Raw genomic sequence first — 13,675 nt, 5'->3', positions numbered from 1 at the left:
CCGCCCCATGACCGCTCCTGCCGGTGCCGTGCGGAACCGCCCGGCACCCCCGCCCCCCGCCACCCGGCCTGCCGCCCCCGCGCGCAGGCCGGGGGCCCGGGCCCGTTTCGCCGCCGTGCCGCTCGTCGGCCCGGGTGCGCTCTACATCACGCTGCTCGTGCTGGTGCCGGTCGCCCTGATCACCGTCTACTCCTTCTTCGAGCGCGGCCGTTTCGGCGGCGTCGTCTGGACCTTCACGCTCGAGAACTTCGCCCGGCTGTTCGACCCGCTCTACCTCTCCGTGGTGGGCAACTCCCTCGTCATCGCCGCGGTCGTCACCCTGCTCGCCCTGCTGATCGGCTACCCGACCGCGCTGATGATCACCCGGCTGTCGCCGAAATGGCGCACCGTCGCGCTGATCGCGGTGCTGCTGCCGTTCTGGACGAACTTCCTGATCCGCACCTACGCCTGGATCCTGCTGCTGAACAACGCAGGCTGGATCAACCAGGCGCTGCAGGCCCTCGGCATCACCGACGAGCCGATCTCGATGCTCTACACGCCGCAGGCGGTGGTGGTCGGACTGCTCTACATGTACCTGCCGCTGATGATCCTGCCGCTCTACTCGGCGCTCGCCCACCAGGACCGTCAGCTCGGCGAGGCCGCCACCGACCTGGGGGCGAGTCCGTTCCGGGTGTTCCGCACGGTCACCGTGCCGCTGTCGATCCCGGGCATCCTCACCGGCTGCGTCTTCGTCTTCGTGCCGGCGATGAGCAACTTCGTCATCCCCGAGCTGATCGGCGGCGGCAAGACGGTGCTCGTCGGCAATCTCATCCGCGACCAGTTCCTGAAGGCCCGCGACTGGCCGTTCGGCGCCGCGCTCGCGCTCGTGCTGACCGTCTCGTTGCTCCTCCTGCTCGTGCTGCAGAGCCGGCTGTCCAAGCGCCTCACCGAGGGCAAGACCCAGGCCGAGGGGAAGAAGGTGCGCCGCGATGCGTGAGTCCCGTTTCATCCGCATCCCGTTCTGGCTGACGTTCGCGTTCCTCTACCTGCCGATCGTGGTCGTCGTCGTGATCTCCTTCAACGACTCGTCCAACCTCTTCGTCTGGAAGGGCTTCACGCTCGACTGGTACGGGGTGCTGTTCAGCGACCAGGCGATCCTGCAGGGGCTCGTCAACACGCTGATCGTGGCCACCGGCTCGACCGCCATCGCCTGCGTGCTCGGCACGCTGCTCGCCGTCGGCATCCAGCGGCACACCCGCGGCGGCCTCATCCGGGCTTTCGCCCTGGCGCCCGCGCTGCTGCCCGACCTGCTGCTCGGTATCGGCATCCTGAGCGTGTTCTCGCTGCTCGGCTTCACCCTCGGGCTCTACTCGGTGCTGCTCTCGCACGCGGCCTTCTCGATCGCGTTCGTCACCGCGATCGTGCTCGCGCGGCTGAGTCAGCTCGACCCGAGTCTCGAGGAGGCCTCCCGCGACCTCGGCGCGGGGCCGGTGCGCACCTTCACCCGGGTGACGCTGCCCCAGCTGGCCCCGGGCATCGTGGCCGGTGCGCTGCTCAGCTTCACCCTGTCGATCGACGAGTTCGTGATCGCGTTCTTCACCTCGGCGCCCACCACGCCGACCCTGCCGATCGTCATCTACTCCATGGTGCGCTTCGGGGTCACACCCGAGATCAACGCGCTCGCCACCGTCCTCCTGTTCGTCAGCGTCGTCGCCGTCCTCGGCGCTCAGCGCCTCACCCGCGTCACGGAAGCCCTATGACCATGGACACCCACGCCCCCGCCGGCCGAGCGGATGCCCGCACCGACGCCTCCGTGCGCCCCGAGCTGCTCGTGCTGAGCGGCGTCAGCCACTCCTACGGCGGAGTGCGGGCGCTGCACGACATCGACCTGACGATCGGGGACAACGAGTTCTTCGCGCTGCTCGGCCCCTCGGGCTGCGGCAAGACCACGCTGCTGCGCTCGATCGCCGGCTTCGAGACACCCGAGGCGGGCACGATCGCCCTCGACGGTGTCGACCTGGTCTCCACGCCCGCGCACAAGCGGCCGGTCAACATGATGTTCCAGTCCTACGCGCTGTTCCCGCACCTCAGCGTGGAGCGGAACGTCGCCTACGGGCTCGAGGCCGAAGGGCTCGGCAAGGCGGAGGTGAAGAGGCGCGTCGGCGAAGCCATCGAGACCGTCGGGCTCGGCACCTTCGCGCGCCGGCGCCCGTCGCAGCTCTCGGGCGGTCAGCGCCAGCGCGTGGCGCTCGCCCGCGCGATCGTGAAGCGGCCGAGACTGCTGCTGCTCGACGAGCCGCTGTCGGCGCTCGACCGCAAGGTGCGCGCCGACATGCAGCTCGAGCTGAAGCGGATGCAGCACGAGGTCGGCATGACCTTCGTGGTCGTCACCCACGACCAGGAGGAGGCCATGTCGATGGCCGACCGGGTGGCCGTGCTCGACGCCGGGCGGGTCGAGCAGCTCGACACCCCCGTGGGCCTCTACTCGACCCCGCGCACCCGCTTCGTGGCCGAGTTCATCGGCTCGTCGAGCCTGTTCGACGGCACGGCCACGGCGGGCGGCGTCGACGTGCCGGGCCTCGCGGTGCTCCCCGCCGCGCACGCGCTGCCCGTGGGCTCCGCGGTCACGCTGGTGGTGCGGCCCGAGGACATCGAGGTCGTCGCCCCCGGCGGTGCGGGCCTGCTCGAGGGCGTCGTGATCGACACCTACTTCCTCGGCGGCAGCTCGACCGTCTCGGTGGCGGTGCCCGGCCGCGAGAAGCCGATCGGATGCACGGTGCACGCCACGAGCACCGCCCGCCGCGGCGACGCGGTCGGCCTGCGCATCGACCACACCCGCTCGGTGGTGGTGGCCGACACCCGCGGAACCGAGCCCGCCTGATGGGCCGGTCAGCTCAGGGGATGACCGGTGGACTGCCGGGCGTACTCGACGATCAGCGCACGGGCGCCGACGTGGTCGATCGTGGGGTGACGGGCGACCATGCGGTAGCCGTACGCGTCCTCGAGCGCCACCAGGTTGCGCGCGATGGCGAGCGACGGGGCGGTGAGCGCGAAGATGCCGCGCGCGGCGCCCTGCTCCAGCACGATCTGGTACATGCCGACCTGGCGGTCGTACAGAGCCGTCAGCAGGGTGGCCATCACGGGGTTGCGGCCCGCCGAGCCACCGAGCTCGCAGAGCAGCCGCACCTCGGGATCGGTGGAGTCGCTCGGCAGGCCCGAGTCGATCAGAGCCAGCAGTCGCAGCACCGGGTCGTCGTCGAGGCTCTCGAGCATGCGCACCCGCTCCTCGTAGAAGCGCTCCATGCCGGCCCGGTTCGCCTCCATCACGAGCTCGTCGATGTCGGGGTAGTAGTACAGCACCGCGCCGCTCGTCAGGCCGGCCTCCTCGGCCACCCGGTTCAGCCGGGCCCCGTCGGGACCGTGCTGGGCGATGGTGCGCTGCGCGGCCGCGACGATCTCGCTGCGCCGCTGCTCCTGACGCTTGGGACGGGCCATGGGGCTCCTCGGTGCGGTGGTGGTTCGGTGCGCATCCGCTGTTTCGGGCGCGGTTCAATGTTAGGCCGCGCTCGCCCGTCATATCGACGACCCACGCGCATCCATTCTTTTCAGAGCAATTCAAACAACGAGTCAGGAGCTGATTCATGACCGACGAGCGACTCACCGTCCTCTTCATGCCCGAGAGCGCATACGGACCGACGAACAACTGCATCGGCATCGGCACCGAGCTGCTCGCGCGCGGGCACCGGGTCGTGTTCGCCGCCGAGGCGAGCTGGGCCGGGAAGCTCGAGCGCCTGGGCTTCGAGGAGGACCTCGTCGAGCTGGCCCCGCCGGCGGAGGAGACCGACGGCGAGGAGGCGGACGCCGGAGCGTTCTGGAAGGACTACATCCGGAGCATCGCGCCCGAGTTCGCCAAGCCCACCGAGGCGCAGCTCGAGACCGTGATCCGGCCCATCTGGGAGGAGCTGATCGAGGGGGCGAAGTACAGCGAGCCCGCGCTGAAGGCGATCATCGAGCGCACCCGGCCCGACGTCATCGTCGAGGACAATGTCGTGCTCTTCCCCGCGCTCGTCACCGCCGGCGTGCCGTTCGTGCGGATCGTCTCGTGCAACCCGCTCGAGGTGCCGGGCGACGGAATCGCCCCGGCGTTCTCGGGCCTCGCCGACGACGACGCCGAGGGGCACGCGCGCTTCCGCGCCGAGTACGACCGCACCCACCGCGCCCTGTGGCAGGCGTTCGACGCGTGGGTGCAGGAGCAGGGAGCCGCCCCGCTGCCCGAGCTCGAGTTCCTGCCCGCCGGCGACCTCAACCTCTACGTCTACCCCGAGGAGCTCGACTACGCCGACGCCCGCCCCCTCGACGCGAGCTGGCACCGGCTGGAGTCGTCGGTGCGCGCGACGGACGAGCCGTTCGAGCTGCCCGAGGGCTTCGGCGGCCGCCCGCTCGTCTACTTCAGCCTCGGTTCGCTCGGCAGTGCCGACGTCTCGCTGATGCGGCGGGTCATCGCCGTGCTGGCCGAGCTGCCCTACGACGTCATCGTCTCGATGGGGCCGCTGCACGACGAGCTCGAACTGGCGCCGAACATGTGGGGCGCCGAGTTCCTGCCGCAGACCTCGATCATCCCGCTCGTCGACCTGGTCATCACCCACGGCGGCAACAACACGGTCACCGAGGCACTGCACTTCGGCAAGCCGATGATCCTGCTGCCGCTGTTCTGGGACCAGTACGACAACGCCCAGCGCGTGCACGAGAGAGGACTCGGGCGCCGCCTGGCGAGCTACGACTTCACAGCCGGGGAGCTCACCTCGGCGCTCGCCGACCTGCTCGCCGACACCGCCCTGCGCGAGCGGATCGAGGCGATCGGCCGGCGCATCCGCGCGGGTGAAGGCGTGCGCCGCGCGGCCGGCCTGATCGAGGCCGCCGCCCTCGAGCGCCGCGGTGTCCCGACGGCGGTGCTGTCATGACGCTGCCGCTCGCCGACGGGGCGCAGATCGCCCGATCACTGGCGGATGCCCGTCCCACCGCCTTCTGGACCGACCAGCCCGGCGCCCCGGAACCCGGCGAACCGCTCTCGGGCGCGACCGACGCCGACCTCGTCGTCGTCGGCGGCGGCTTCACCGGACTCTGGTCGGCCTGGCGGGCGCTGGACCGCGACCCCGGCCTCGGCATCCTGGTGCTGGAGGGCGAGAGCATCGGCTTCGGCGCCAGCGGCCGCAACGGCGGCTTCGTCTCGGCCTCGCTCACCCACGGGCTCGCGCACGGCCGGCACCTCTGGCCCGATGAGCTGACCGCCCTGCACGAGGAGGGGGAGCACAACCTCGCCGAGCTCGTGCGCCAGGTCACCGAGGCCGGCATCGACTGCGACCTCCGGCTCGCCGGCAAGACGGCCCTGGCGGTCGAGCCGTGGCAGGTCGACGCCCTCGCCGAGTCGGCCGAGCTCGCGCGTGAGTTCGGGGAGACGGTCGAGCTGCAGAGTCGCGAGGAGGTGCAGGCCGACGTGCACTCGCCGACGTACCTCGCCGGCCTTCGCTCGCGCGCCGGCAACGTCATGGTCGACCCCGCCCGTCTCGCCTGGGGCATGGCCGCGGTGCTGCGCTCGCGCGGGGTGCGCATCGCCGAGGGCAGCCCGGTGCGGTCGATCGAGCGCAGCGGGGCGGGGCTCCGCCTCACCACCCCGTCCGGCTCGGTGACCGCGCGCCAGGCCGTGATCGCCACAGCCGCGTACCCCTCGCCGCTGAAGCGGCTGCGCACCTGGATCATGCCGCTGTACGACCACGCCCTGATGACCGAGCCGCTGACCGCCTCGCAGCTGCAGTCGATCGGCTGGGGCGAGCGGCAGGGGCTGACCGACTCCGGCAACCAGTTCCACTACTACCGGCTGAGCGCCGACGACCGCATCCTCTGGGGCGGCTGGGACGCGCTCTACTACCGCGGAGGCCGCGTCGACCCCGCGCTGGAGCAGGAGGGCGGCTCGCACGAGCTGCTCGCCCGCCAGTTCTTCGAGACCTTCCCGCAGCTCGCCGACATCTCGTTCAGTCACCGCTGGGCCGGGCCGATCGACTCCACGACCCGCTTCACGGCCGCCTACGGCACGGCCTTCGGCGGGCGGGTCGCGTACGCGGCCGGGCACACCGGTCTCGGCGTCGGGGCCGCGCGCTTCTCGGCCGATGTCGCCCTCGACCTCCTCGGCGGCGCGCCGACCTCGCGCACCCGTTTCGAGATCGTGCGCAAGCGGCCTTTCCCCATCCCGCCCGAGCCGTTCCGCAACCCGATCGTGCAGTTCACCCGGTCCCGGATGATCGCCGCCGACGACAACGGCGGGCGCCGGGGCCTGTGGCTCCGGGCGCTCGACGCCGCGGGCCTCGGCTTCAACTCCTGACCGGGCGCACCACCCGCTTCTCCTTCCCGCACCTCACGAACGGACGACAGACATGACCACGGGCACCACGGGCACCTTCATCGGCAACGAGTACCGGCCGGGCACGGGCGGCACCGCCCCCCTGATCGACCCGGCGACGGGCGAGCAGGCGAGCGAGATCGCCCTGTCCGGCGCGGCCGACGTCGACGAGGCCGTCGCCGCCGCACGCGCCGCGGCCCCGGCCTGGGCCGCGCAGACGCCGGGCACCCGGGCGCGCGTGCTGCTGAAGCTGGCCGACGCCATCGAGGAGCACGCCGACGAGCTCGCGCGCATCGAGACCCGGGAGTCGGGCAAGCCCTACCTCACGGGGCTCGACGGCGAGATCCCGTTCGCGGCCGACAACCTGCGCTTCTTCGCCGGGGCCGCCCGCTCGCTCGACGGCACGGGTGCGGGCGTCTTCAGCGAGGGCTTCACCTCGGTGCTCACCCGGCGCCCGGTCGGGGTGGTGGCCGGCATCACGCCGTGGAACTTCCCGCTGATCATGGCGCTGTGGAAGGCGGGGCCGGCGCTCGCCGCCGGCAACACGAGCATCCTGAAGCCGGCGCCGCCGACGCCGGGCACCACCCTCCGGCTCGCGGAGCTCGCCGCCGAGTGCGGGTTGCCCGCGGGCGTGCTCAACGTGGTGACGGGACACACCGAGGTGGGATCGGCGCTCGCCGGGCATCCGGGAGTCGACATGGTCAGCGTCACGGGGTCGACCCGCACCGGACAGGCCGTGATGCGCGGCGCCGTCGAGGGAGTCAAGCGGGTGCACCTCGAGCTCGGCGGCAAGGCGCCGGCGCTGGTCTTCGCCGACGCGGACATCGCGGCGATGGCGCACGCGCTGGCCCTCGGCTCGACGTACAACACCGGGCAGGACTGCACCGCGGCGACCCGGGTCTACATCCAGCGGGAGCGGTTCGACGACGGCGTGGCCGCGCTCCGGGCCGAGCTCGCGGGCATCCGCGTCGGCGACCCGATGAGCGATCAGACCGACGTCGGGCCGCTGATCTCGGCCGAGCACCGCGACCGCGTGCACGGCTTCGTCAGCCGCGCCGTCACGGAGGGCGCCGAGGTGCTCGTGGGCGGATCTCCGCTCGAGCGAGCCGGTTCGTACTACCCGCCGACGCTGATCGTCGGGGCCGCGCAGAGCTCGGAGATCGTGCAGGGCGAGGTGTTCGGGCCGGTGCTCGTGGCCCTGCCCTTCGACGACGAGGCCGACGCGGTTCGGCTCGCGAACGACAGCGCGTACGGGCTCGCCTCGTCGGTCTGGACCAACGACGTCGCCCGGGCCATCCGCGTCAGTCAGCTGCTGGACGTGGGGGTCACCTGGGTGAACGACCACCTGCCGATCGCCTCGGAGGCCCCTCACGGCGGCGTGAAGGGCTCGGGCTTCGGCAAGGACATGAGCATCGAGCCGCTGCTGGACTACTCGGTGACGCGGCACCTGATGATCCGGCACGCGGCGCCGCCCGAGACGACGGGGTACCGGCCCGCGTAGCGCCCGAACCCGAACGGGATCGGCAGTCCTGCCGATGTGCCGGTGGGGACCGGAGGCGTCGAATGGTGGGACCACGTCGTCGTCGGGGAGGAGAAGGCCATGAGAGCAGTCGTCTACGTGGGTCCGCGTCAGGTGAGCGTGAAGGACGTTCCCGACGCCCGCATCGAGCGCCCCACCGATGCGCTGGTGCGCATCACCACCACGAACATCTGCGGGTCCGACCTGCACATGTACGAGGGGCGCACCGATTTCGAACCGGGTCGCTGGTTCGGGCACGAGAACATGGGCGAGGTCGTCGAGGTGGGCGACGGCGTCGACAAGCTGCGGGTCGGGGACAGAGTGGTGATGCCGTTCAACGTCGCCTGCGGTCACTGCAAGAACTGCGAGCGCGGGCTCACCAACTACTGCCTGACCGCTCAGCCCGAGAAGGCCTTCGCGGGTGCCGCCTACGGCTTCGCCGACATGGGGCCCTGGGCCGGCGGTCAGGCCGAGCTGCTGCGGGTTCCCTGGGCCGACTTCAACTGCCTGCGGCTGGGGAGGACGCGGACGAGCGGGCGTCGGACTACGTCATGCTCGCCGACATCTTCCCCACCGGCTACCACGCCACCGAGATGGCCGGGGTGCAGCCGGGAGACCAGACCGTCATCTACGGGGCCGGGCCGGTGGGACTGATGGCGGCGCTGTCCGCGACGATCCGGGGGGCCGCCAAGGTCATGGTCGTCGATCGGCACCCGGATCGGCTCGCCCTCGCGGAATCGATCGGGGCGATCGCGATCGACGACTCCGAGGTCGACCCGGTCGAGGCGGTGCTCGAGCAGACGATGGGGCTCGGCGCGGACAACGGCTGCGAGTGCGTGGGGTACCAGGCGCACGAGCCGGGCGGGGACGAGCATCCGAACCTCACCATGAACCGGCTGGTCTCCTCGGTGCGCTTCACCGGCCGGATCGGCTGCGTGGGGGTGTACGTGCCCCAGGACCCCGGGGCCTCGGACGAGCTGGCCAAGCGGGGACAGCTCGCCTTCGACTACGGGATGTTCTGGTTCAAGGGTCAGCAGCTCGGCAGCGGACAGGCCCCGGTCAAGAAGTGCAACCGGAGGCTGCGGGACCTGATCGCGGAGGGGCGTGCGACCCCGTCGTTCATCGTCAGCCACGAGCTGCCGCTCGAGCAGGCCCCCGAGGCGTACGAGCGGTTCGACGCCCGCGAGGACGGCTGGACGAAGGTCGTGCTGAAGCCCGGTCTGGCCGTCTGATGCCGGCGGGCGCGACCCGGTCGGAGGCACGCCGGCCGGAACCCAGCGGAGATCGCCGGCACGAGTCGCAGTACCGCTGGCGCGCCAACAGCCTCTGGATCGTGCCGCTGCTGTGCATCGCCCGAGGTGCGATCGTGGCGATGCTCACCGTGACCACGATCGTGCTCACGGTGCTGATCCTCGGGGTGCAGCTGGCGATGCAGCAGTTCTCGCCCCGGATCGTGCGGGCGCTGCTGGCCGATCGGCGCAGCCAGCTCGCACACGGCCTCTTCGCGGCCACGTTCCTCTACTGCATGATCGCCGTGGCGAAGGTGGACGAGTCGGCGCAGCCGGGTGACCAGGTGCCGAGCGTCACCGTCGCCGTCGCCTACCTGCTGCTGCTCGCGAGCCTGATCGCCCTCGTGGGCTACGTGCACCATGCCGGGCAGTCGTTGCGCGTCGCCGGCCTGATCGACCTGGTGGGCGACAACCTGCAGGAGGAGATCGAGCGGGCGTTCCCTCTGACGTCACCTCCGGTGACGGGGGAGCGGGTGATCACGATGCCGGAGTCGGGCGTCGTCGTGATGCTCGACGTCGCCGGGCTGATCGACCGGGCCCGGCGCGCCGGGGACCGCTTCGAGATGCTCGTCGCGGTCGGCGACTTCGTGCCGCGTGGAGGGGCCGTGCTGCGGCACAGTGGCGACCGGCCCCTGGACGAGTCGGCGATCCGCCGGATGGTCGTGCTCGACAACGAGCGCAGCCATGTGGGAGACGCGGCGTACGGATTCCGGAAGCTCGTCGACATCACCGAGCGGAGCATCGCCTCGAGCCCGCAGCACGATCCCGCCACGGCCGTGCAGGCCATCGATCGGCTGCACGACGCCATGCGGCAGCTGTGCCTGCGGGAGCTGCCGGGTTCGCAGCATCACGACGCCGCCGGCGTCCTGCGGCTGGTGACCCGTGAACTCGCCTGGCGAGGCTATGTCGCGATCGCGTTCGACGAGGTCGTGCTCGTCGCCCGATCGTCCCCACCGGTGGTGCGGCGGCTGCTCGCCGCGTTCGACGACCTGATCGAGGTCGCCCCGCCCGATCGGCGCTCCCCGCTGGAGGAGCGGCGCGCCCTCCTCCTCGCCCGCGCCGAGGAGGAGGGCATCCCGATGCTGCCCGATCTGCAGGGCATCGGCTCGGGGAGAGACCTGCTCGAGACGGACTGAAGGGCGGTGGTCAGACCGCCCGGCTCCCCGAGGCCGGTACGTACAGCCCCTCGCGATGCGCCAGGACCGCCGCGTGGGTGCGGGTGGGCGACGCCAGCTTGACGAGGATGTGCTCGACGTGGGTGGCCACCGTCCGCGGTGTCACGAGCAGTCCTTCCGCGATCTGCTGGTTCGAGCATCCGTCGACCAGCAGCCCGAGCACCTCGAGCTCGCGGTGGGTCAGGCCGTGGTCGACCCGCACGGGGGACAGCAGCACCACGCCCAGTCGGCGCGAGCGGGGCGGCTCGGTGGACGCCAGGTAGGACACCCGGACGTGCTGCGGCGAGTCGGCTGCGCCGCCCGTCGGCCAGAGGAAGGCCAGGTGCAGCTCACCCTCGACCAGGCGACCCCGAACGGTGTCGAGGAGGGGGCAGCCGCTGTCGAAGAGCTCATGGCCGGGGAGATCGGGCAGCGGTTCGCACCCGCTCCGCTCGAGCAGCACCGTGCCCTCGCCGCACGCCAGACCTCCAAGGGGATTGCGTCGGGTGGCGGCCCTGTGTCAGGTGCGGGCGTCGGCCACGTCGCGCGCCTTGAGGTGGCGGGAGGTCGAGACGGGCTGCGTGCCGAGCACCACCTTGCCGCGCGAGTGCAGGCGCTGCAGGTCGGCGTAGGCGCGCACCACGTCGGTGAGGGGGTAGAAGCCCGAGATGAGCAGCGTAAAGGCCTGCGACTCGGCGAGGCCGACGAGGGTCTCGAGCTGGCGGGTGCCGTGGGCGACCGACTCCTCGTCGTCGCGCAGCAGGGCCAGCTCGACCTCGCGGCGGTCGGCGCTCGAGCGGTACCGCTCGGTGGGCACGTCGAGCTCGCGGGCCAGCTCGTGGCCGTCCTGCCCGAAGTTGTCGATGAACGCCGTGACGCCACCGGGGGCCGCCGCCCGGATGCGGTCGGCGATGCCGGGGCCGTACTCCACCGGGGTGATGCCGAGCTGGCGCAGGTAGTCGAAGTTGCGGGCGCCGCAGGTGCCGATGACCTTCGCGCCGCGGTGCTTGGCGAGCTGCGCCTCGATGCTGCCGACGCCGCCCGCGGCGGCCGAGATGACGACGGTGTCGCCCGCGCCGATGTGCAGGTCGTCGAGGGTGTCGAGCGCCGTGACGCCGGCGAGGTAGAGGCCGCCGGCCGTCTCCCAGCTGAGCCGCGAGGGCTTCTTGACGAGCGCGGTGGCGGGAACGGTGAGGTAGGTGGCGTGGGCGCCCGAGCGCACGTGCCCCACGACGTCGGAGCCACGCGGGAACCGGGGGTCGGCCGAGTCGACGACGATGCCGGCGAAGTCGCTGCCCGAGCGGCGGGGGAACGGCTCGTCCTCCCAGGTCGCCTCGCGGCCGTCGCGGATGAAGATGTCGATGTGGCTGATGCCCGTGGCGATCACCTCGACCGTGACGTGGCCGGGCGGCGGTGGGGCGAGCGGCCGCGTGCGGTTCTCGAGCACGTCGACGTCTCCGGTGCGGTCGTACTCGACGACCCTGGTCTCGCTCGGCTTCTTCACCGCGATCACCTCGCTCCTGTGGATAGGGCTCACACTATTCATCCGGGCGTCCCGGCGCCAGCGACGGTTCACCGGGCGGCTCCGGGGCGGGCGTAGGGTGAGGCCATGGCACGCGAATTCAGTCACGACGTCGACGCGAAGCGCTACGCACTGCGGGTCGACGGGGCGCTCGTCAGCGCGGTCGACTACGTCGTCGGCGGGCAGCAGATCTCGTTCACCCACACCTTCACCGACCCCAAGCAGCGCGGCAAGGGCTATGCCGGCGAGATCGTCACCTACGCCGTCGACGACGTCGAGGCGACGACCGGGTACCGGGTGGTGCCCATGTGCTGGTACGTCGGCAAGTGGTTCGACGAGCATCCGGAGCGCGCCGGCCTGCTGACCCGCTGAGCGATTGGCGCCGGGGCCGACAGACCGCTATAGTCATCTGCGGGGAGGGCTTCGGCCCTCTCCACCAACGTTTAACGGGCGGTTTCCGCCGTCGTGGGCCCAGCTCCCTGTGCGTCGCAGCCAATAGCCTGGAGTCATGGTTTCGCATGACGAGTACGACTTCCGCACCTTCCCCGCCGCCGTGGCGGAGGACGGCACGCCCGACCCGGCGTCGGCCGCCTGGCTGCAGGCCGAGACGCGCGGCTTCCACGATCCGCGGAAGAGCGAGACGGTGCTCGCCCGCTCGGTCGAGCGCCTCACCGCCGACGGCCGCCGCCTGACCGGCGTCTACGCCCGCACCGCTCCCACCGGCGCGCTCGGCGTCGAGGTGCCCGTCGCCACCTTCGCCTGGTTCCCCGGCACCCTGAACACCGGCGCGGCCGCACCGCTCGACGTGCACCTCGTCTCGAACGTCACCGTGCGTCCGACCCACCGTCGCCGCGGACTCCTGCGCACCCTGATGACCGCCGACCTGCAGCAGGCGGTCGACGACGGCTACGCCCTGGCCGGCCTCACCGCCTCCGAGGCGGGCATCTACCGGCGCTTCGGGTTCGGCGAGGCCACCTGGGTGCGGCACGTCACGGTCACGACCGACAGCCGGTTCCGGATGCTCGGCGAGCCCCGCGGCCGCGCGGAGCTGATCGAGGCGGCCACCCTGCGCACCATCGGCCCCGAGATCTTCGCCCGCTTCCACGCCACCCACCCGGGATCGATCGACCGGCACGCCAAGTACTGGGACCGGGCGGCCGGCCTCGCCGACGACAAGGGCGAGCCCGACGACGCCGTGCACGCGGCGGTGCACTACGACGAGTCGGGGGCGATCGACGGCTACGTGGCCTACAAGTTCCAGGGCTGGGAGAAGGAGCCGTTCACCCTCGGCATCATCGACCTGGTGGCCGCCGACGACGAAGCGTACCTCGGGCTCTGGGACTTCCTCGGCTCGGTCGACCTCGTCGAGCGCGTCGAGTGGGAGTTCGCGCCGCTCGAGGATCCGCTGCCGTTCGCGCTCACCGACTCGCGCCTGGTGAAGACGACGTTCGTCGAGGACTGGCTCTGGCTCAGGGTGCTCGACGTCGAGCGCGCCTTCGCGGCCCGTGGCTACCTCAACGACGGCGAGGCGGTGCTCGACGTGACGGATGCGCTCGGCTACGCCGCCGGCACCTTCCGCCTGCGGGTCGCCGGGGGCGTCGGGTCGGTCGAGCGCCTGGAACGACGGGACGACGCGGCGCCCGACGTGGTCGTGGACGCCTCGGCGCTCGGCTCGCTCTACCTCGGCGGGGTCGACCCGCGCGTGCTGGCGGCGGCCGGACGGCTGGAGGAGCGCGCGGCGGGCGGCGTGCAGCGACTGCGGTCGCTGCTCGCCCCGGTGGCCCCGGTGTACGGCGTCACCCACTTCTGACGCGCGGG

The 13,675-nt window shown here is 71.8% G+C and carries 14 protein-coding genes; 11 read left to right on the top strand and 3 right to left on the bottom strand.

Translation table 11 applies throughout. The features are described from left to right. The first annotated feature begins 7 nt into the window (after positions 1–7). From ITJ64_RS01830 to ITJ64_RS01820, 3 genes are read left to right on the top strand one after another with little or no spacing between them, the layout of a single operon-like run. Entirely contained in the window at positions 8–976 is a 969-nt protein-coding gene (locus ITJ64_RS01830) for an ABC transporter permease (protein ID WP_194679097.1), read from the top strand. Further along, a complete protein-coding gene (locus tag ITJ64_RS01825; RefSeq protein WP_194679095.1) occupies positions 969–1,739 on the top strand; it encodes an ABC transporter permease in 771 nt (256 codons plus the stop codon). Before ITJ64_RS01830 ends, ITJ64_RS01825 begins: the two co-directional genes overlap by 8 nt. A 2-nt stretch (positions 1,740–1,741) precedes the next feature. Next, on the top strand, positions 1,742–2,860 hold the full coding sequence (locus tag ITJ64_RS01820) for an ABC transporter ATP-binding protein (protein ID WP_194679093.1): 1,119 nt from the start codon (positions 1,742–1,744) through the stop codon (positions 2,858–2,860). A gap of 8 nt (positions 2,861–2,868) precedes the next feature. Here the strand turns inward: ITJ64_RS01820 and ITJ64_RS01815 are convergent, their stop codons facing one another. Beyond that, positions 2,869–3,474 (bottom strand): TetR/AcrR family transcriptional regulator, encoded by a 606-nt coding sequence (locus tag ITJ64_RS01815; RefSeq protein WP_194679091.1) that lies wholly within the window; start codon positions 3,472–3,474, stop codon positions 2,869–2,871. 146 nt (positions 3,475–3,620) lie between these two features. Between ITJ64_RS01815 and ITJ64_RS01810 the strand changes: the two genes are divergently transcribed. The 6 genes from ITJ64_RS01810 to ITJ64_RS01790 all read left to right on the top strand — a co-directional run bounded on the left by ITJ64_RS01810 (position 3,621) and on the right by ITJ64_RS01790 (position 10,317). Further along, complete coding sequence (locus ITJ64_RS01810; protein ID WP_194679090.1) at positions 3,621–4,940, top strand: glycosyltransferase; 1,320 nt, start codon at positions 3,621–3,623, stop codon at positions 4,938–4,940. After that, positions 4,937–6,355 (top strand): FAD-binding oxidoreductase, encoded by a 1,419-nt coding sequence (locus ITJ64_RS01805; RefSeq protein ID WP_194679088.1) that lies wholly within the window; start codon positions 4,937–4,939, stop codon positions 6,353–6,355. Before ITJ64_RS01810 ends, ITJ64_RS01805 begins: the two co-directional genes overlap by 4 nt. A 52-nt stretch (positions 6,356–6,407) precedes the next feature. After that, a complete protein-coding gene (locus ITJ64_RS01800) occupies positions 6,408–7,874 on the top strand; it encodes an aminobutyraldehyde dehydrogenase (RefSeq protein WP_194679086.1) in 1,467 nt (488 codons plus the stop codon). 99 nt (positions 7,875–7,973) lie between these two features. Then, the gene (locus tag ITJ64_RS18740; protein ID WP_228507621.1) at positions 7,974–8,546 is read left to right on the top strand and encodes an alcohol dehydrogenase catalytic domain-containing protein; all 573 of its coding nucleotides are present in this window, start codon (positions 7,974–7,976) and stop codon (positions 8,544–8,546) included. Then, on the top strand, positions 8,444–9,124 hold the full coding sequence (locus tag ITJ64_RS18735; protein ID WP_228507620.1) for a zinc-binding dehydrogenase: 681 nt from the start codon (positions 8,444–8,446) through the stop codon (positions 9,122–9,124). Before ITJ64_RS18740 ends, ITJ64_RS18735 begins: the two co-directional genes overlap by 103 nt. Then, complete coding sequence (locus tag ITJ64_RS01790) at positions 9,124–10,317, top strand: DUF2254 domain-containing protein (protein ID WP_194679084.1); 1,194 nt, start codon at positions 9,124–9,126, stop codon at positions 10,315–10,317. Before ITJ64_RS18735 ends, ITJ64_RS01790 begins: the two co-directional genes overlap by 1 nt. Before the next feature lie 10 nt (positions 10,318–10,327). Here the strand turns inward: ITJ64_RS01790 and ITJ64_RS01785 are convergent, their stop codons facing one another. Both ITJ64_RS01785 and ITJ64_RS01780 read right to left on the bottom strand, forming a co-directional pair. Next, the gene (locus ITJ64_RS01785; protein WP_370544988.1) at positions 10,328–10,798 is read right to left on the bottom strand and encodes a response regulator transcription factor; all 471 of its coding nucleotides are present in this window, start codon (positions 10,796–10,798) and stop codon (positions 10,328–10,330) included. A 57-nt stretch (positions 10,799–10,855) separates the two neighbouring features. After that, positions 10,856–11,872, bottom strand: coding sequence for an NADP-dependent oxidoreductase (locus tag ITJ64_RS01780; RefSeq protein ID WP_370544987.1), 1,017 nt, complete (start codon positions 11,870–11,872; stop codon positions 10,856–10,858). 72 nt (positions 11,873–11,944) lie between these two features. On the opposite strand from ITJ64_RS01780, the gene ITJ64_RS01775 reads away from it, so the two are divergent. Together ITJ64_RS01775 and ITJ64_RS01770 are read left to right on the top strand one after the other, a co-directional pair. After that, positions 11,945–12,229, top strand: a complete 285-nt coding sequence (locus tag ITJ64_RS01775; RefSeq protein ID WP_194679080.1) for a GNAT family N-acetyltransferase — start codon at positions 11,945–11,947, stop codon at positions 12,227–12,229. Positions 12,230–12,365: 136 nt separating this feature from the next. Continuing rightward, positions 12,366–13,667, top strand: coding sequence for a GNAT family N-acetyltransferase (locus ITJ64_RS01770; protein WP_194679079.1), 1,302 nt, complete (start codon positions 12,366–12,368; stop codon positions 13,665–13,667). Positions 13,668–13,675 lie beyond the last annotated feature (8 nt).

The organism is Herbiconiux sp. VKM Ac-1786, from assembly GCF_015350805.1.
GTDB lineage: Bacteria > Actinomycetota > Actinomycetes > Actinomycetales > Microbacteriaceae > Herbiconiux.
The sequence above is the reverse complement of the archived record's forward strand: the minus strand, read 5'-3'. Positions and strand labels throughout refer to the sequence as shown.